This is a genomic window from Arthrobacter sp. Cza30 (assembly GCF_059090765.1).
On sequence record NZ_JBNHGA010000002.1, the window covers coordinates 892,018 to 909,282 of the forward strand.

17 protein-coding genes are annotated in these 17,265 nt (G+C 68.3%); 14 read left to right on the plus strand and 3 right to left on the minus strand.

The annotated features are described in order from the left end of the window. Window positions 1-12: 12 nt before the first annotated feature. The 8 genes from AC5RVZ_RS09445 to AC5RVZ_RS09480 all read left to right on the plus strand — a co-directional run bounded on the left by AC5RVZ_RS09445 (window position 13) and on the right by AC5RVZ_RS09480 (window position 8,304). Window positions 13-954, plus strand: coding sequence for an ABC transporter permease (locus AC5RVZ_RS09445; RefSeq protein ID WP_494065464.1), 942 nt, complete (start codon window positions 13-15; stop codon window positions 952-954). Further along, window positions 951-1,826, plus strand: a complete 876-nt coding sequence (locus AC5RVZ_RS09450) for an ABC transporter permease (protein ID WP_494065465.1) — start codon at window positions 951-953, stop codon at window positions 1,824-1,826. The genes AC5RVZ_RS09445 and AC5RVZ_RS09450 overlap by 4 nt, the downstream gene beginning before the upstream one ends. Then, a complete protein-coding gene (locus AC5RVZ_RS09455; protein ID WP_494065466.1) occupies window positions 1,826-2,716 on the plus strand; it encodes an ABC transporter ATP-binding protein in 891 nt (296 codons plus the stop codon). The genes AC5RVZ_RS09450 and AC5RVZ_RS09455 overlap by 1 nt, the downstream gene beginning before the upstream one ends. After that, on the plus strand, window positions 2,713-3,573 hold the full coding sequence (locus AC5RVZ_RS09460) for an ABC transporter ATP-binding protein (RefSeq protein ID WP_494065467.1): 861 nt from the start codon (window positions 2,713-2,715) through the stop codon (window positions 3,571-3,573). The genes AC5RVZ_RS09455 and AC5RVZ_RS09460 overlap by 4 nt, the downstream gene beginning before the upstream one ends. Then, window positions 3,566-4,684: a C45 family autoproteolytic acyltransferase/hydrolase gene (locus AC5RVZ_RS09465; RefSeq protein WP_494065468.1), complete on the plus strand. Its 1,119-nt coding sequence runs from the start codon at window positions 3,566-3,568 to the stop codon at window positions 4,682-4,684. Before AC5RVZ_RS09460 ends, AC5RVZ_RS09465 begins: the two co-directional genes overlap by 8 nt. Beyond that, the gene (locus AC5RVZ_RS09470; protein ID WP_494065523.1) at window positions 4,684-5,919 is read left to right on the plus strand and encodes a saccharopine dehydrogenase family protein; all 1,236 of its coding nucleotides are present in this window, start codon (window positions 4,684-4,686) and stop codon (window positions 5,917-5,919) included. The genes AC5RVZ_RS09465 and AC5RVZ_RS09470 overlap by 1 nt, the downstream gene beginning before the upstream one ends. 196 nt (window positions 5,920-6,115) lie before the next feature. Next, window positions 6,116-6,712, plus strand: a complete 597-nt coding sequence (locus AC5RVZ_RS09475; protein ID WP_494065469.1) for a hypothetical protein — start codon at window positions 6,116-6,118, stop codon at window positions 6,710-6,712. Window positions 6,713-6,834: 122 nt separating this feature from the next. Further along, on the plus strand, window positions 6,835-8,304 hold the full coding sequence (locus AC5RVZ_RS09480) for a glycosyltransferase family 2 protein (RefSeq protein ID WP_494065470.1): 1,470 nt from the start codon (window positions 6,835-6,837) through the stop codon (window positions 8,302-8,304). Between the two features lie 22 nt (window positions 8,305-8,326). On the opposite strand, the gene AC5RVZ_RS09485 is transcribed toward AC5RVZ_RS09480, so the two are convergent. After that, window positions 8,327-9,229 (minus strand): LysR family transcriptional regulator, encoded by a 903-nt coding sequence (locus AC5RVZ_RS09485; RefSeq protein ID WP_494065524.1) that lies wholly within the window; start codon window positions 9,227-9,229, stop codon window positions 8,327-8,329. Window positions 9,230-9,412: 183 nt separating this feature from the next. Between AC5RVZ_RS09485 and AC5RVZ_RS09490 the strand changes: the two genes are divergently transcribed. Continuing rightward, window positions 9,413-12,841 carry a bifunctional proline dehydrogenase/L-glutamate gamma-semialdehyde dehydrogenase gene (locus AC5RVZ_RS09490; protein WP_494065525.1) on the plus strand — a complete coding sequence of 1,143 codons (3,429 nt, stop codon included), beginning with the start codon at window positions 9,413-9,415 and terminating at the stop codon, window positions 12,839-12,841. A gap of 65 nt (window positions 12,842-12,906) precedes the next feature. Beyond that, a complete protein-coding gene (locus AC5RVZ_RS09495) occupies window positions 12,907-13,209 on the plus strand; it encodes a GNAT family N-acetyltransferase (protein ID WP_494065471.1) in 303 nt (100 codons plus the stop codon). A gap of 55 nt (window positions 13,210-13,264) precedes the next feature. Here the strand turns inward: AC5RVZ_RS09495 and AC5RVZ_RS09500 are convergent, their stop codons facing one another. Continuing rightward, complete coding sequence (locus AC5RVZ_RS09500; RefSeq protein ID WP_494065472.1) at window positions 13,265-13,843, minus strand: hypothetical protein; 579 nt, start codon at window positions 13,841-13,843, stop codon at window positions 13,265-13,267. Between the two features lie 278 nt (window positions 13,844-14,121). Here AC5RVZ_RS09500 and AC5RVZ_RS09505 point away from each other — a divergent pair, with 278 nt between their 5' ends. Further along, on the plus strand, window positions 14,122-14,352 hold the full coding sequence (locus AC5RVZ_RS09505) for a hypothetical protein (protein ID WP_494065473.1): 231 nt from the start codon (window positions 14,122-14,124) through the stop codon (window positions 14,350-14,352). Window positions 14,353-14,545: 193 nt separating this feature from the next. After that, on the plus strand, window positions 14,546-14,947 hold the full coding sequence (locus AC5RVZ_RS09510; protein ID WP_494065474.1) for a hypothetical protein: 402 nt from the start codon (window positions 14,546-14,548) through the stop codon (window positions 14,945-14,947). A 66-nt stretch (window positions 14,948-15,013) separates the two neighbouring features. Here AC5RVZ_RS09510 and AC5RVZ_RS09515 read toward each other — a convergent pair whose 3' ends face one another. Beyond that, window positions 15,014-15,310, minus strand: a complete 297-nt coding sequence (locus AC5RVZ_RS09515) for a DUF6458 family protein (RefSeq protein WP_494065475.1) — start codon at window positions 15,308-15,310, stop codon at window positions 15,014-15,016. Between the two features lie 129 nt (window positions 15,311-15,439). Here AC5RVZ_RS09515 and AC5RVZ_RS09520 point away from each other — a divergent pair, with 129 nt between their 5' ends. Both AC5RVZ_RS09520 and AC5RVZ_RS09525 read left to right on the plus strand, forming a co-directional pair. Beyond that, on the plus strand, window positions 15,440-16,375 hold the full coding sequence (locus AC5RVZ_RS09520) for a hypothetical protein (RefSeq protein WP_494065476.1): 936 nt from the start codon (window positions 15,440-15,442) through the stop codon (window positions 16,373-16,375). Window positions 16,376-16,443: 68 nt separating this feature from the next. Continuing rightward, window positions 16,444-17,265, plus strand: a complete 822-nt coding sequence (locus AC5RVZ_RS09525; protein ID WP_494065526.1) for a LamB/YcsF family protein — start codon at window positions 16,444-16,446, stop codon at window positions 17,263-17,265.

Genomic DNA, 17,265 nt, shown 5'->3' on the forward strand with positions numbered 1-17,265 from the left:
CAGAAAGCCGTCATGATCTATATCGTCAAAAGGCTTTTGGCACTGGGAACGATCCTGTTGGCCTCCAGCTTCGCGGTCTTTGGCGGACTGTACCTTGCACCAGGAAGCCCCGAGCAGTTCCTGGTGCAAGGCCGGACCGTAACGCCGGAGGTACTGGCGTCCATCAGGGCGCAGTACTCCCTGGACGACCCCTTTCTGGTCCGCTACATCAACTGGCTGTGGGGTGTCATCCAGGGAGACTTCGGCCAGTCGCTGGCCAACCGTCAGGAAGTCGCCGACCTCATTGCGGGCCGTTTGCCCACCACCCTGTCCCTCACCCTCTACGCCGCGCTGATCATCGTGATCGGCGGTATCGGACTCGGTTGCCTTGCCGGGCTTCGGCCGGGCTGGCTGGAGAACGTGGTGCTTTTCGGGTCGAACCTCGGCTTTGCCGTACCGACATTCTTCGCGGCCTTGCTGCTGATGAGCGTCTTCGGGGTCATGCTCGGCTGGTTTCCGGTCTTCGGCTCCGGCGAGGGCCTGGCCGGCAGGCTCCATCACCTGACCCTGCCGGCGTTGGCGTTGGCGTTGCCCTCGCTGGCGGTGGTGGCGCGCATTACCCGCACCGCGGTCAAGGAAGAGCGCGAGTCCGAGCACGCCCAGACGGCCCGATCCCGGGGAGTGCTGGAACGGATCGTCATACGGCGCCACGTCCTGCGCAATTCGATGCTTCCCGTATCCACGGTTTCCGGCGTCCACGTCGCGGCCTTGCTGGCCGGCGCCTTCGTGGTCGAGTACGCGTTCACACTCGACGGCATCGGCGCACTGCTGGTGGCAGCCGTCCAGCAGAAGGACTTCGCGGTGGTGCAGGCAGTGTCGTTGATCATGGTCGTTGCCTTCGGCCTCATCAACCTGGCCGTCGACCTGCTCTATGTCGTGATCGATCCAAGAGTGCGTTTGGGGGCGGCGTCATGAGCACGCTGGAAGAAACCGGACGCCCCGGAGCACTTAAGCCGAGCCCGTCACGGAAGACCCGGTCGAAGCCTGATGTCCTGACGGCCGTCTGTCTGGGCTGGGTAGTGCTGATTGGACTGTTCGCCCTGATCGGGCCGGCCCTCACACCGTTCGATCCGACAGCCGGCAACGTCGTGGAGCGCTATCTTCCTCCCGGAGCCGAACATTGGCTCGGAACGGACCAGGCCGGACGGGATCTGTTCTCCCGGCTCGCCACCGGCGCCCGCTCCAGCATTCTCGCCGCCCTCGCCGTCGCCGTGCTCACCGCCGTGATGGGCGGAACCCTCGCCCTGGTCGCCGTCTGGTTCGGCGGCTGGGTGGACAACCTCATCAGCAGGGTCCTGGATTTCCTGTTCGCGTTTCCGAACCTGCTGCTGGCCGTGCTGGCGGTGGCAATGTTCGGCACGAAGGTGGAGACCGCCGTGATTGCCCTGGCGATCGGCTTCACCCCGTATACCGCACGGGTGATCCGCAGCGTGGCCCTGCGCGAGCGGAATCTGCCTTATGTGAAATCCGCGGAGTTGCAGGGTATCTCTGGCTTTTCCATCACCGTGCGGCATCTGCTGCCGAACGTGAAACAGCAGGTCATGACGGGAATGAGCATCAACTTCGGCTACGGCATGATCGACCTCGCCGCCCTGTCCTACCTCGGCTTTGGTGTGCAACCGCCCGACGCGGACTGGGGGCTCATGGTTTCCTCCGGCCAGTCCTCACTTCTGGCCGGCTACCCGCAAGAGAGCCTTTACGCCGGCCTGCTCATTGTGCTGACCGTTGCCGCGCTGGGGTTCCTGGGCGAAAAGCTCGGCGGGCGCCGGGCAGCAGGGAGGATCTAATGCTCGAACTGTCGAACGTCACCGTGAAGATCGGGCCGGAGCATCGTCAGGCGACCCTGCTGTCCGAGATCAACATCATGGTGGAGAAGGGCGAGTCCGTCGGCCTGGTGGGGGAGTCCGGCTCCGGAAAATCCATGACCATGCGGACGATCCTCCAGACCCTGCCGGCACGGACGGACATTACCGGCAGCGTCCTCTACAAGGGGGAGGACACCCTGGCGTACTCTGGCGAGCGGCTCCGCGCCTTCCGGGCCGGTGCCGTCTCAATGATCTCCCAGAATCCGCAGGCTGCCCTGAATCCGGTGCTGCCGGTCAGCAAATTTCTGGTGGAAGGCATCCAAGCCGCCAGGCCTGCAGTGACCGCCCAAGAGGCCCTGCGGCTTTCCGGGGAAGTGCTCGAGCAGGTGGGCATCCACAACGTCGCCCGCTGCCTGCGTTCCTACCCCCACCAGCTCTCCGGCGGCATGCTCCAGCGGGTGGTCATTGCCGGCGCGGTGGCCAGGGGCACCGAACTCCTGCTGGCGGACGAACCGACCACGGCCCTCGATGTCACGACGCAGTCCGACGTCATGGCCATCCTGGACGAGGCGCGGACCGAGGCCGGCATGGCGATGATCTTCGTGACCCACGACCTGGACCTGGCCGCGGCGGCGTGCGACCGGATCGCCGTCATGTCGGGAGGCCGGATCGTCGAATCCGGCCCTGCGGACCGGGTGCTGAACCGGCCCGAACACGAATACACCCGGAAGCTGGTCGCGGCCAAGCCCAGCCTGGATCACCGCATCGACGCCGGGCCAGGCGCCGACCCCCAGCCCCAGGCCGGTCCACGCCCGGAGGCCAGCGTTCCCGGTCCACCAAGCCGCGAGGCATCCCGAGAGGCGAAGCGATGACCGGCGTGCAGACGCAGACCACGGCCCCCGCCGTCGTCATCAGCAACCTGAACAAGAAGTTCACCGTTGGTTCCGGCCGCAACCGCACGCACGTCCACGCCGTCAAGGACGCGTCCCTGGCCATCGAGCGCGGACACTGCCTGGCCGTGGTGGGGGAATCCGGTTCGGGAAAGAGCACCTTGGCCAGGATGCTCGTGGGGCTGGAAACCCCGGACAGCGGGTCCGTCTTCCTCAACGGCAAACCGGTCAACCCGCGGACCAGCCGCCGAATCCGGCGGGAACGGTCAAAGGACATCCAGATGGTCTTCCAGGACCCGCAGGGGTCGTTGAACCGCCGGCTGCCGGTCTCCGAGGCAGTGGCCGAGGTGCTGAAGGCCCACACCTCCTTGGACTCGGCGGCACGACGCAGGCGCTGCCGCGAGTTGTTCCTGGAAGTCGGACTGACCGAAACCCACATGTCCGCGCTGCCGGACGAACTCTCCGGCGGGCAGAAGCAGCGAGTGGCGATAGCGCGGGCGCTGGCGGCATCGCCGGGGGTCATCGTGCTCGACGAGGCCGTCTCCGCGCTGGACGTCACCGTCCAGGCGCAAATCCTTCGGATGCTCGAACAGCTGCGGAGGGAAAAGCAGCTGACCTATCTGTTCATCACGCATGATCTGGCGGTGGCGCGCCAGATAGCCCACTCCATCGTGGTGATGCGCCGCGGGGTCATCGTCGAAGCCGGCACCGCCGACCAGATCCTCGACAGCCCGGCACACCCGTACACCCGGCGGTTGATCGACAGCGCGCCGCGGCCCGGCTGGAAGCCGCGGCGCCGCGACAGCGAGACATTGGATGAGGAGCACGACATTGACTGACCCCGCAGGCACCATCCCGCAGGTGCTGACGCTTCAGGGCGGGGACCCCCGCCAGCTGGGCGTGCAGCGCGGCACCGAAGGACGCAGCGGCATCGCCGGCTGCTGGGACGTCTACCGCCGGTTGTTCCAGGCCCACGGCATCAGCGAAACCATCGTGGAGCGGGAAGCCACCCGCAGCCTGGCCGCCATCGAAGCCTGGGCGACGCACTTGGCGGCCGAGATCCGCGGCACCGCGGAGGGAGCGGGCCTGCCCGTCTGGCAGGTCAGCGCCCTCAATGCCCGGACCGAGATCCTCTCCCTCTCGGAACTCGCCCGGCCGGGGGAGTGTTCTACCGTCGTCAGCGCCGGAGTCCGGCCCTTCTCCCTGCAGACCTGGGACTGGCACGAAGAACTCGCCGGCGCCTGGCACCTGCAGTCGGTTGACACCGGTCAGGGCCGGTTCGTGGGACTGACCGAGTACGGAATCCTCGCCAAGATCGGGCTGAACGACGCCGGCGTAGGCGTACACCTCAACGTGCTGGGTCACAGGCAGGACCGTCCGGGGGCGGTGCCCGTCCACATCGCGGCCACCCAGGTGCTGCACCGGGCGGCTTCGCTGGACGAGGCGGTGGACATACTCCTCGACGCGCCGGTGCAGACCTCCAGCGCCATCACCGTGGTTACCAGGGCCGGCACAGCAATCGTCGAGCTCAGCCCCGAGGGCGCCGAGGTGATCAAGCCGACCGGCGGCCATCTGCTGCACACCAACCATTTCCTGGCTCCACGGCTGGCGACAGGGGAGAAGACCGAGCTGTACCAGCCGGACTCCCAGCAGCGGATCGACTTGCTGGACAGGCGGGTCAGCGCAGCGTTCCAGCCCCGTCAGCCGCAGGATCTCGTGCCCTACCTGTGCTCCGTTCCCGGTGACGGGGCCGAACTGTGCTGCGTGCCGGATCCCGGTGCCGGCCTGGGATCCCGCTGGGCGACCCTGGCAACCGTGGGCATCGACCCGGCGACCAGCACCCTGCTCGCGTCCCCCGGCGCGCCCACCGAGGTGACGGCGACCAGCTGGTTCCGCCTGAGTCCCGGGCCTGCCGGCAGCGACAGCCACGACAACCCCAAGAGAGCATGATGCGGATTCTGTGTATTGGAGCAGGCGGAGTGGGTGGCGCCGCCGCAGGCATTGCCGCCCGGCGGGAATTCTTTGACGCCTTCGTCCTGGCCGACTACGACCCGGCACGGGCCCGAGCCGTAGTCGAGGCACTGCCGCAGGGCCGGCGCGGACGGTTCAGCGCGATTGCCCTGGACGCGTCAAGCAGGGAGGCCGTTGCCGGTGCCATCAGGGACCACGGCATTACCCACGTGCTCAACGCCGTTGACCCCCGTTTCGTCATGCCGGTCTTCGAAGGTGCCGCGGACGCCGGAGCCACCTATCTGGACATGGCCATGTCGCTGTCCACGCCGCACCCGGAACGACCCTACGAGCTCACCGGCATCAAGCTGGGGGACCAGCAGTTCGGCCGCGCCGCTGAGTGGGAGGAAGCCGGACGGCTGGCTCTGGTCGGGATCGGCGTGGAACCGGGACTCTCCGACGTCCTGGCCCGGTACGCCCGGGACCACCTCTTCTCCGTCATCGACGAAATCGGCGTCCGCGACGGCGCCAACCTGAAGGTCGAAGGCTACGATTTCGCGCCGTCCTTCTCCATCTGGACCACCATCGAGGAATGCCTCAACCCGCCGGTAATTTATTCCGCCGACAGCGGTTGGAGCACCACAGAGCCCTTCAGCGACCCCGAAGTCTTCGACTTTCCCGAAGGCATCGGCCCCGTGGAGTGCGTCAACGTCGAACACGAGGAAGTCCTGCTGATGCCCCGGTGGCTGGACGCCGGGAAGGTCAATTTCAAGTACGGGCTGGGCGATGAATTCATCGAGGTGCTCAAGGTCCTGCACAAGCTCGGCCTCGATTCCACCACACCGGTCAACGTCAAGGGAACGTCGGTCAGTCCCCGCGACGTCGTGGCCGCCTGCCTGCCGGATCCGGCCACGCTCGGGCCCAGGATCACGGGCAAAACATGCGCTGGGGTCCTGGTGACAGGCAAGGACAAGGACGGGGCCCCGCGGCGGACCTACCTCTACCATGTCGCCGACAACGCCGACACCATGGCCGAATACGGCAGCCAGTGCGTGGTGTGGCAGACGGCCCTGAACCCGGTCATCGCCCTGGAACTCCTGGCCTCGGGGGTGTGGAGCGGAGCCGGCGTCCTGGGCCCGGAAGCCTTCGACGCCAAGCCGTTCCTGGACCTGATGTCGGCGCCCGCCCCCGAGGGCTACGGTTCGCCGTGGGGGATGCGGGAGGAAGCGATATAGGAGCCCGGAGGCCGGCCGAAGGGCCCGAGGCGATGCCGGGGAATCCTGGCACACCGGCTTTGTACGAGGTGCTGCCGGCTTTTTGGTTAATAGTTGCAGCAGGCGCAGGTGCGCTGCAGAATGCAGTAACGGCAGCAGTCAAAGGGGACGGGGCAGACCGGTGGCAACAAATTCACGGACCGAGCCAAAGGGGACCGTGCTCAAGGAAAAGTCGGGCACGTGGACAGCAATCCTGATCTGGGTCTCCGCCGCGGCGGCGCTCGTGTTGCTCTTCGCCCAGTCGCAGGAAGAGTCCTTCCTGCGGTGGATGGTGTGGCCCTTGCTGGCGGCCTCGTTCGCCTACATCTTCCTGTGGCTTCCTCGCCTTGCCTACGATGACGAGTCCGTTCTCATCACCAATAGCTTTCGGTCCCATGCCATTCCCTTTGCCGTCGTTGATGACGTCAGCGTAGGCAGTGCCGTGAGGATCAGGACCGGGGCCAGGACCTACACAAGCTGGGGTGCGCCCTTTCCCCAGAATGCACGGGCCGCCGGCAACGAGCACAGTGCGTCAGTGGGACCGGCCACGATCACCCCTTGGGACCGAACTGCCTCCTCCGGCCAACGGCAGGGGCTGGAGCAGCATCCGCTCGTCCGCGTGTGGACAAGATCAAGGTCCAGCCTCCTGAAGTCCGAACCGTCACTGGGACCTGCAGTCGTCACCAGTTGGAACAAATCCGCCGTTGTGATGGCTGTCCTGGGCGTCCTCGTGGTCAGCGGACAGCAGGTCGCGCTCTTGGTGCTCAAGAGCTGAGAGCAGTTCGTGCCCCGCGCGGCCCTTTGCTGCGGAAACTCCGTCACGATTCCGCTTTCGCGGACCTTCCGGCCGATCGCAGTGGCAGAATGCCTTAACTGCTGCCGATCAAAGGGGACCGAGTGGCTATCAAGGACAAACTGGCAGGCGCACGGCGCAAGCTGAAAAGGATCGCCGCGCGCGCCGGGCAGTTTCGCGTGCGCGAGAGCGACTCCGGGCCGACGGACAGCGCGCAGACCGCGCGGGTGGCCGTGGTGATCCCGGTGTTCAACGCGTTGCCCTACCTGAGGGAACTGCTGGAATCGCTGGTTGCACAGGACCTGGACCCGGCGCTCTTCGAGATCATCGCCGTGGACGACGGCTCCACGGACGGCGGAGGCAAGCTGCTGGACGAGTACGCCGCGCAGCATCCGAACTGGCGGGTCATCCACCAGCAGAACAGCGGCTGGCCGGGAAGGCCCCGCAACGTAGGCATCGCCGCCAGCAGTTCCGACTACGTCTTCTTCTGCGATGCGGACGACAAGCTGGGGCCCGAAGCGCTGCGCCGGATGGTCGACTTTGCCGACAAGCACCAGGTCGACGTGCTGGCCCCGCGTATGGTCGGAATCGGCGGCCGGCGCGTACAGTCCTCGCTCTTCACCGAGACCGTGCCGGACGTGCCCGTGCGAAGAATCCTGGGCACGCTCTCACCGCAAAAGCTGATCCGGCGTGAGCTGCTGGACACACACGGCATCCGCTTCCCGGAAGGCAAAGTCCGGCTGGAAGACGGCATGATGCTCACCCGCTGCTATCTGGCCTCCCGGAGGAATGCGATCGCGGCCGACTACGACTATTACTTCATCCGCACCCGCGACGACGGAACCAACATCAGCTCCGAGCGGGCCATCCCCGAGGGGTACACCGGATCCGTCGCCGAAATAGCGCGGATCATCAGGGAGAACCATCCGGACCCTGAACATGCCGAGCTTCTGGTGCTGGACCTGTACCGGCGCAAACTCCTTCGCCTCTACGTGCCCGGCCGCTACCGGTCGATGTCCCCGGGCACGCGGCAGCGGTGGGTGGCGGCGCAGGCCGCCTTCGTGGACCAAAACATTCCGCAACGGCTGGAGGAGCACCTGACATTTCCCTACCGGCAGCGCTCGCAGCTGGTCCGGGCGCGGGATGCGGAAGGCCTGCTAAGGCTGGCCGCCACCGAGGAAGCACTGAAACCGGCGCCGCGGGCCGTGCTGCCGCAGGTTGACGGGGAGTCCGTGTCGTTCGGGCTGGTGTTCGAACCGGCGGCGGAGTACGAATCGGTCCGGCTAGTGGCACGCGCCCGCGGGACAGACGCCGAACTCGGCTTTGACGTCCGGCACGACGGCGGCGGCTACCGTGCCGTCCTGCCTCGGAGCGAACTGGCCGGCCTGGGCCCGGTGCTGGTGGACCTGTTCGTGCAGCTCCGGTTGGACGGCATAACCGGTCCGGCCCGCAGGATCCTGGCACCGGAACAGGGGTTGCCGCTCATTGCCGCAGGCCTGCGCGCGTACGCCACGGTGCATGGGAACCTTAGCTTGGACCAGCGCAAACAGCACGCGGCGCAGGGCGTGGCCTAGGGGAGGCGCCGGGGCCCGAACCTCAGACCGCAATTTCCCGGGCCGTTGCCTCCAGGACTGCCCGGAACGCCAGGATGGCCGGTCGGTTCGCAGAGCCGCGGCGGACCGAGGTGAAGACCGTGCGCCGCGGCAGGCCCGGCAGGTCCAGCAGCAGGCAGGTGGTGTCCCGGCCGGTCCAGACCAGGTCCGGCATGAACGCCACCGCGTTGCCGGATTCAATCAGCCGGATCTGCGCCTGCAGGTCGGCCGTTTCATACCGCACATCCGGCTCGAATCCGGCTTGGCGGCACGCCTGTTCCGCCCAATGCCGGGAAGCTGCGCCATGCGGCTCCATCACCCACGGCAGGCTCCGGGCGTCGTCGACCGAGGTGACGGCGGTTCCGGCCACGGCGGCGGGCGGTGCCGCGAGCCGGATGGCGTCGCTGGTCAGTTTCTGTCGATCCAGCTCCGCATGGTGCGGCGCCGCGTGGCCGGGGTATTGCTCGGCGATGACCAGGTCGAAGTCGCGCGCCCACGTCTCGTACAGCGCCGTCTCCGGTTCACGCTGGACCATCTCGATCCGCACGTCCGGGTGCCGCTGCCGCATGGCGGTGAGGGCCTCCGGCAGCAGGGCCAGCGCCGCGGATTGGAACGCCGCCAGCCGGACGGTTCCGGTTACCGCGGTCAGCGACGCCGCCAAGTCCGTTTCGGCCTGCTCGAGGGTGGACAGCAGCGACTCGGTGTGCCCCACGAGGATTTCGGCCTGCGGCGTGAGCTGCACCCGGCGTCCGGCCTTTCGCAGCAGCGCCACCCCTGCTTCCTTTTCCAGCAAGGCCAGCTGCTGGGAGACGGATGACGGGCTCAGGCTCAGCGCGGCGGCCGCCTCCGCCAAGGTGCCGCGGACTTTGACCTCGCGCAGCAGCCGCAGTCTCCGGACATCCAGCACGGCAACTCCACTCATCAGGAAAACCAATGATTATCGGTCGGAAAAGATCGCTTTTACTTCACGAAGTCTAGTTCCATACTGGTCCTGAGGGAACATTGCAATTTCGTTGAAGGGACAGATGCTGCCATGAACGATGCCCTGAAGGAGGCTCCGGTGCAGACCACTAAGCTGCCCGATGAGCAGATGGCCGACCTCGCCGCCGACTCCATCAAACTGGTCCGCCACTGGCTGACCGAGGCCGAGAAAGTCCCCGCTGACGCCTCCGCCCGCCAGCTGGCCGGCGTCTTGAATGATCCGAACGGGCTGGATTTCACCGTGGGATTCGTCGACGGCGTGATCCGCCCCGAGGACCTGAGCGTTGCCGCCCGCAACCTGTCCGCACTGGCACCGAAGGTTCCGGCCTTCCTGCCCTGGTACATGCGGGCCGCGGTGCGCGTGGGAGGCACCATGGCCCCGGTCCTCCCGCACGTGGTCATTCCGGTGGCCCGGCGGGTGCTGCGCGAAATGGTGGGCCACCTGATCGTGGACGCGACCGATGCCAAGCTGGGCCCGGCCATCGCCAGGATCCGCCGGGAAGACGTCAGGCTGAACATCAACCTGTTGGGCGAGGCCGTCCTGGGGAGCCGCGAGGCGGAACGCAGGCTCGAAGGCACCGAACGCCTGCTGGCCCGCGACGACATCGACTACGTTTCCATCAAGGTCTCCTCTACCGTGGCACCGCACTCGCACTGGGCCTTCGACGAGGCGGTGGGGCACGTCGTCGACAGCCTGACGCCGCTGTACCGGCAGGCCGCCAGGTCCCCGAAGCCCAAGTTCATTAACCTGGACATGGAAGAGTACAAGGACCTGGAGATGACCATGGCGGTCTTCACCAAGATCCTGGACAAGCCGGAGTTCGAGCAGCTGGAGGCCGGCATCGTGCTGCAGGCCTATCTGCCGGACGCGCTGAAGGCCATGATCCGGTTGCAGGAGTGGGCCGCCGCCCGCCGTGCCCGCGGCGGCGCCGCGATCAAGGTGCGCGTGGTCAAGGGAGCCAACCTGCCCATGGAGCAGGTGGAGGCGTCGCTGCACGGCTGGCCGCTGGCCACCTGGGGAACCAAGCAGGACTCGGACACCAACTACAAGCGCGTGATCAACTACGCCCTGCACCCGGACCGGATCGGCAACGTGCGGATCGGCGTCGCCGGGCACAACCTGTTCGACGTCGCGTTCGCCTGGCTGCTGGCCAAGCAGCGCGGCATCGGCCACCTCGCGGGGGCCATCGACTTCGAGATGCTGCTGGGGATGGCCCAAGGCCAGGCCGAGGCGGTGAAGAAGGACGTCGGGTCGCTGCTGCTCTACACCCCGGTGGTCCACCCGGGCGAGTTCGACGTGGCCATCGCCTACCTGATCCGCCGGCTCGAAGAAGGCGCCAGCAGCGAGAACTTCATGTCAGCAGTCTTCGAGCTCAGCAAGAACGAGCACCTCTTCGAGCGCGAGAAGCAGCGCTTCCTCGCCTCGCTCGAGAACCTCGACGACGGCGTCCCGGAACCGAACCGGCGGCAGGACCGCACCAGGCCCGAACCCGCCCGGCCCGTTGACTCGTTCGATAACATCCCGGACACCGATCCGTCGCTGCCCGCCAACTTGGCCTGGGGCCGGGAGATCCTGTCCCGCGTCCCCGGCTCGAGGCTCGGCATCGACACCGTTGCCGCCGCCGAGGTCAAGGATGAAGCGCAGCTGGAGCAGGTGGTGGCCACGGCCGTCGAACAGTCCAAGAGCTGGGGGGCGATGAGCGGCGCCGAACGTGCCGAGGTGCTGCACAAGGCCGGGGACAAACTGAATTCCAACCGCGCCCGGCTGTTGGAGGTCATGGCCGCCGAGGCCGGCAAGACCCTGGACCAGGGCGACCCGGAGGTGTCCGAGGCCGCCGACTTCGCGCACTTCTACGCCGAGCTGGCGCGCATGCTGGACACGGTGGACGGCGCCGAATTCGTTCCCTCCAAGCTGACCGTGGTCACCCCGCCGTGGAACTTCCCGACGGCGATCCCCGCCGGAGGCGTGCTGGCGGCGCTGGCCGCGGGCTCCGCCGTCGTGATCAAGCCTGCGAAGCAGGCGGCCCGCACCGGGGCCGTGATGGTGGAAGCGCTGTGGGAGGCATTTGACGAAGCCGGGGTGCCGCGCGAGGTGCTGCAGCTGGTGCAGCTGGGCGAGCGCGAACTGGGCCGGCAGCTGGTCTCGCACCCGGACGTGGACCGCGTGATCCTCACCGGCGCCTACGAGACCGCCGAGCTGTTCCGCTCCTTCCGCCCGGACCTGCCGCTGCTGGCCGAGACGTCCGGCAAGAACGCCATCATCGTCACGCCCAGCGCCGACTTCGACCTGGCCGCCAGGGACGTCGCCTACTCCGCGTTCGGCCATGCCGGGCAGAAGTGTTCCGCGGCCTCGCTGGTGATCCTGGTGGGATCCGCCGCCACGTCGCCGCGCTTCCGCAACCAGCTGGTGGACGCGGTCACTTCGATGAAGGTGGGCTATCCCCAGGATCCGGCCACCCAGATGGGCCCGGTCATCGCCCCGGCCGAAGGCAAGCTGCTGGACGGGCTGACCACGCTGGGCGCCGGCGAGAGCTGGCTGATCCGGCCGGAACAGCTGGACGAGACCGGCAAGCTCTGGAGCCCGGGCGTGCGCACCGGGGTAAAGCGCGGCTCGCGCTACCACCTGACCGAGTTCTTCGGCCCGATCCTCGGGGTGATGACCGCCGAAACGCTCGAAGAGGCTGTCGCCATCACCAACGACATCGAGTACGGCCTGACCTCGGGCCTGCATTCACTGGACCGGGACGAGCTGGACTACTGGCTGCAGAACATCCAGGCCGGCAACCTCTACGTGAACCGGGGCATCACCGGCGCCATCGTCCGGCGCCAGCCCTTCGGCGGCTGGAAGAAGTCCTCGGTGGGGGCCGGAACCAAGGCCGGTGGACCGAACTACCTGATCGGGCTCGGCGACTGGGAGAGCGCCCCGTCGACGGCCACCGCCGAGATCACCGGCGCGGCCGCGAAGCTGTTGGAGGGGGCCCGGCGCGCGGGCCAGGCGCTGCCCGCGGACGAGCTCGCCGGGCTGGAACGCTCGCTGCGCTCGGACGCGGCCGCCTGGGCCGCGGAGTTCGGCGCGGCCACGGACGTGTCCGGCCTGACCGCCGAGCGCAACGTGTTCCGCTACCTGCCCGTGCCGGTCACGGTCCGGCTGTCCGACGGCGAACCGCTGGCCAGGCTGGTCCGCGTGCTGGCCGCCGGCGTGCGGGCGGGATCCGAGGTCACGGTGTCCACCGCCGTCGAGCTTCCCGCGGCCTTGCAGGCAGTGGCCACGGAGCTGGACCTTGCCGTGGTGGTGGAGGACGACGCCGACTGGCTGGCCCGGGTGCCCCGGCTCGGCGCCGGGCGGATCCGGCTTCTTGGCGGGGATGCCAAGGCGCTCGCGGACGCCGCCGGGGGGCGGCCGGATGTGGCGGTCTATGCCCACGACGTGACCGAAGCCGGCCGGGTGGAAATGCTGCCGTTCCTGCACGAGCAGGCCGTCAGCATCACCGCGCATCGCTTCGGTACGCCCAACCACCTGGCCGACGGCTTGATCTAGCCTGCGGCAGCCCATGCGGGCGGCGGTGTGTTTGCACCGCCGCCCGCGTGTGTCAGGCTCGGGCTATGGCTGACAACCTCTCTTTCCGGCTGAACGAGGACCTCAAGCGCTACGAGGTGCTGGCCGCCCGGTCCCTGGCAGGGTTCACCGAGTTTCAGGCGCACGGCGGGACCGTGGCGTTCACCCATACGCGGGTGTTCGATGACTTTGCCGGCCAGGGCCTGGCCGGCAAGCTGGTGCGCCATGCGCTGGGCGACGTGGTCGCCGGCGGAAGGAAGATCGTTCCGTACTGCGAGTACGTTGCGGGCTGGCTGCACAAGCACCCGGAGTACGAGCCGCATGTCGAGTGGCCCGAAAGCCCCGAATAGGATCCACCACGCGCACGGCGGATTACCGCTGCGGGCTGCGGGCTGCGGGGTGGGGTCAGGGGTGCCGGCGCATCCAGCTGACGGCGTGCAAGGTCAAGGTGGCGACGACGGTGAGCAGCCCGGCGATCAGGATCGTGGGCGCGACGGAGCTGAAGATGAAAATCCACGGCGGCCCGTAGCTGCCCGTGGGCCCGAGCATGGCGTCCAGCTCGATGAAGTGCGGTGCCAGCGAGCCCCAGGCCCCGAACCCGGCCAGCCCCAGGCCCAGCACCCACATCGCTGCTAGGAACGGATTGACCTTGCGGCGGAGCGGCGCCGCACCTGCCGGCCCCGCCGTCACGACGGCGTCGGGCGGAATGACTTCGGCGATGCCGGTCGCTTGGGCCGTGGTGCCGGTGCCGCGGTCCGCGGGCGCCGCATGCGTCGCGGTCGTGGGGAATGCCGGGCTCAACCGGGTATCCGGCGGGGTGACGGGCCGGGGGAGCTGCGCGGCCGGCCGGGCCGCCGCGGTCCGCGCCGCCGCCGGCTGGGCCGCCGCTGTCCGCGGGGTGCCGCCCGTCGTTGCGGTGCCGTTCGTTTCGCCGCCGCGCTGGTAGATCGAGTCGTACCGCTGGTCGAACTGTGATGCGGACATGGTCCCCCTTCTCGCCGGCCTTTGCTTGAATCTACCGGATGCCCTGCGGCGCTGTTAGGCTGTGCGCCATGGGAATTCTGATTTTCGAGTAACCAGGTCTTGGACCGGTCAAAGCCGACCACCACACAAGGCTTGCTGAGGCTGTACCTCGCGAGTGGTTCCCTGATCCCACCCCCGCTCACGCCCGGATGATGCTCCGGGTATTGTGGCGTCCCGTCTTGACGACCGGTGCGGCGGACCAGTTCCCGGCAGGCTCCTGAAAATACCGAAGGAGAGCCATGACTGACATCGATCCGCGGGCGCCTAAGCCCGTCGAATCCCGTGAACCAAACATCCACCTCGCTCCGGCCGCCGCGGCCAAATTGACCGAGGACCAACAGGCGAAGCTGGCCTCCCGCCGCGCAACCAATGCCGGCGACCTGGCCGGCTGGCACAGCATCGGCAACAGCCACAAGCCGAAGCACGCCAGCGGCCGGCAGGGACCGCCCGAGAAAAAGGTCCGCTGGTAACGCCTGCCCGCGAGGGCGCCGGCCAGTGCCCCGGTGGAAGATTCCACCGGGGCACTGGCCTGTCCAACCGGGCCACCGTGTATGCGGCAGGCCGGTCCTGAAGGCGACGCCCGCTGAGCCGGACGGCCTGTGCCTTCTATAGGGTGGCAGGAGAGGGCGCCCCGAGCGGGCGGAGCGACGGGAGGAAAACGGCATGAGGCCCGATGTGCGGCGGATGTTGCTGATCCAGGCCGGTAACGTCCTGCAGTTCGCCATCGCCGTTGGCGTCATCGTCGTGGCCATCGACACCATGACGGCCTTCTCGCTAGGCTCGCGGCACGACCCGGAGGGCGGCGGCACGCTGGCGGGCTTCGCCCTGGCCGGAGCCATCGCCGTCGTTGTCCTCGCGGTTTTTGCCTACCGCTGGACGGCGCGCGGCGAGCGGTATGCGCCGCTGTTCGCGGTGCTCGGCTGGGCCGTGCTCTGGCTGCCGCTCAGCCTGACGCTGGGCATGGGCGGTGAGGACGGCGTGGGCCTGGCCTATCTGGCCACGCTGGTGTGCGGGGCGGGGATTGTCCTGTCGCTCGTGGCGCTGGGCAGCAAAAAACCCCGCTGATCTCGACGCCGGGCCGGCACGCGGGCCGTGACGGCCCGCGTGCGGCGGCTGGCTCAGCCTGTGGGCCTAGAGGCCGCGGGTTTCGTCCCGCCGGATGGTCTCGCCGGTGTGCGGATCCTCGATGCGGCGGCTTTCCGTCACGCGGTGCTCGCGGCGTGGAACGGCCATGATGATGGAGACGATCAGGCCGAGCACGCCTACACCCATCAGGATCCAGCCGATCAGCGTCAGGTCGATGAAATCCACGACGTCGGCAACGGCGAAGGCCAGGATTGCGCCGATGGCAATCAAGGCAATTGATGATCCGATTCTCATAGCCAGCAACTCCTTTAGGTTGGGCGGCCGGCGCAGCTGGCGCTGCATCCCGGCCGTCGTACAGGAAGTACGCGGTGCTTTGTCAGCATACTTGGTGTTTTGAGGAACGTCCCGCAACCCGTGACTTACGCTTAAGGCCGGAACACCATCACGGTGCTGATTGCTCCAGGAGGGTTTGTGGCCAGAGGACGGAAGATTAACCCAGCCATGCGGGTCGCCGCCGACGCGGCTTTCGACAAGCACGGCAACCCAAAGCCCGGCGTGACAACCGGCATCATGAAGGCGCTGGACGTCCAGCGGCCGCTGGTGCTGGCCAACTTGGACCGGCTGCGGCGCAAGAACCCGGACGCGACGCCGGCCGAGCTGGCCGCGAAGTTGGAAAAGAAATACCTGGCAGCGGTGACCACCGGCGGTGCGGCGGTGGGGGCATCCGCCGTCGTGCCAGGCGTGGGCACGGTGGCGGCACTGGGCCTCTCCGCGGCGGCCACCGTGGGCTTCCTGGAAGCCACCGCCCTGTTCGCCCAGTCCATCGCCGAACTGCATGGCATTGATACCGAGAACCCCGAGCGCTCCCAGGCCCTGGTGATGGCCATCCTGATGGGCGACGAGGGCAGCTCCCTGATCAAGGAGTTCGCCGGGCAGGCCGGCGGGCGCGGCGGAAATCCGTCGCGGGCCTGGGGAAACGCGGTGGGCAGCAGCATGCCCTCCGGCATGGTCAGCTCGCTGGTGGACAGCCTGAAGAAGCGTTTCCTGACCAAACTGCTGGCCAAGCAGGGGACGGCGATGCTCGGCCGCGCGGTTCCCTTCGGCATCGGGGCGGCCGTCGGTGGTGCCGGCAACCACGTGATGGGCCGGCGCGTCATCGACGCCACCAGGACCGCTTTCGGGGAGCCGCCGCTGGTGCTGCCGATGTCCCTGGTGGAGGACCTGACCGACAACCGGTACCGGCTGGGCGAACTGCCGGCGGTGCCCGGCCGGGTCGCCGCCCGGATGCTGGAGAGGCTGCCCGGCCGCAGGCGGACGGCACCCGCGGCCCCCGAGGCGTCCGGGGATCAGGACGGCGATGCCCGCAGCCGCTCCACCGGCGGACCCGACGACGGGACCGGTCCGTGACGGTACCCGGCAGCCGCCCTGCCGTCGACGGCGATCCGGTTCGAGTTGAATCGGGGGCCCGGCAGGGGATCGACCTGAACAGCGATCTCGGAGAATCGGTCGACGGTCGACTGATGGGCGACGATGCCGCGATGTTTCCGCTGATCACCAGCGCGAACATCGCCTGCGGCTACCATGCCGGCGACGACGAGACAATGCTGGCCAGCTGCCGCCTCGCCGTGGAGCACGGGGTGGCGGTGGGCGCGCACGTTTCCTATCGGGACTGGGCCGGGTTTGGCCGCCGGAGCCTGGACGTCGCCGCGGCCGACCTGACCGCGGACGTGGCTGCCCAACTGGCAGCGCTCGACCGGATCGCCAGGGGCGCGGGGGCGCGGGTGGCTTACGTGAAACCGCACGGCGCGCTCTACAACCGGATAGTCCACGACCGCAGCCAGGCCGCGGCGGTGGTCGAAGCCATCGGCGCCTTCGAGCCGCGGCTTCCCCTCCTCGGGCTGCCCGGATCGGCGGCGCTCGAACTGGCGGCCGCCGCCGGACTGCCGGTGTTCCGGGAGGCTTTCGTGGACCGCGGTTACCGGGCGGACGGAACGCTCATTCCGCGCGGCGAGCCCGGCGCCCTGCTGGAAGACCTGGAGGAGATCGCCGACCGGGCCGTGGACTTCGCCCGCGCCGGGGCGGCGGATTCGCTCTGCGTCCACGGCGATACCCCGGGCGCGGTGGCGATGGCGCGGCTGGTCCGGGAACGGCTGGCCGCCGCCGGGATCCCGCTGCGTCCCTTCACGGGCGCTGCCGGCCACTGGTCCGGCCGCCGCCCGGCCGCCGACGGTGATTCCCGCGCCGCCGGCGCGGCACCCGTTCCCTCTCCCTCCGGGCCCCGCACCACTGGACGGTAG

Bases quoted from the DNA above. Each gene is read 5' to 3' on its own strand.
- AC5RVZ_RS09445 (WP_494065464.1), top strand. From the start codon at position 13: ATGATCTATATCGTCAAAAGGCTTTTGGCACTGGGAACGATCCTGTTG.
- AC5RVZ_RS09450 (WP_494065465.1), top strand. From the start codon at position 951: ATGAGCACGCTGGAAGAAACCGGACGCCCCGGAGCACTTAAGCCGAGC.
- AC5RVZ_RS09455 (WP_494065466.1), top strand. From the start codon at position 1,826: ATGCTCGAACTGTCGAACGTCACCGTGAAGATCGGGCCGGAGCATCGT.
- AC5RVZ_RS09460 (WP_494065467.1), top strand. From the start codon at position 2,713: ATGACCGGCGTGCAGACGCAGACCACGGCCCCCGCCGTCGTCATCAGC.
- AC5RVZ_RS09470 (WP_494065523.1), top strand. From the start codon at position 4,684: ATGCGGATTCTGTGTATTGGAGCAGGCGGAGTGGGTGGCGCCGCCGCA.
- AC5RVZ_RS09490 (WP_494065525.1), top strand. From the start codon at position 9,413: ATGGCCGACCTCGCCGCCGACTCCATCAAACTGGTCCGCCACTGGCTG.
- AC5RVZ_RS09495 (WP_494065471.1), top strand. From the start codon at position 12,907: ATGGCTGACAACCTCTCTTTCCGGCTGAACGAGGACCTCAAGCGCTAC.
- AC5RVZ_RS09500 (WP_494065472.1), bottom strand. From the start codon at position 13,843: ATGTCCGCATCACAGTTCGACCAGCGGTACGACTCGATCTACCAGCGC.
- AC5RVZ_RS09505 (WP_494065473.1), top strand. From the start codon at position 14,122: ATGACTGACATCGATCCGCGGGCGCCTAAGCCCGTCGAATCCCGTGAA.
- AC5RVZ_RS09510 (WP_494065474.1), top strand. From the start codon at position 14,546: ATGAGGCCCGATGTGCGGCGGATGTTGCTGATCCAGGCCGGTAACGTC.
- AC5RVZ_RS09515 (WP_494065475.1), bottom strand. From the start codon at position 15,310: ATGCAGCGCCAGCTGCGCCGGCCGCCCAACCTAAAGGAGTTGCTGGCT.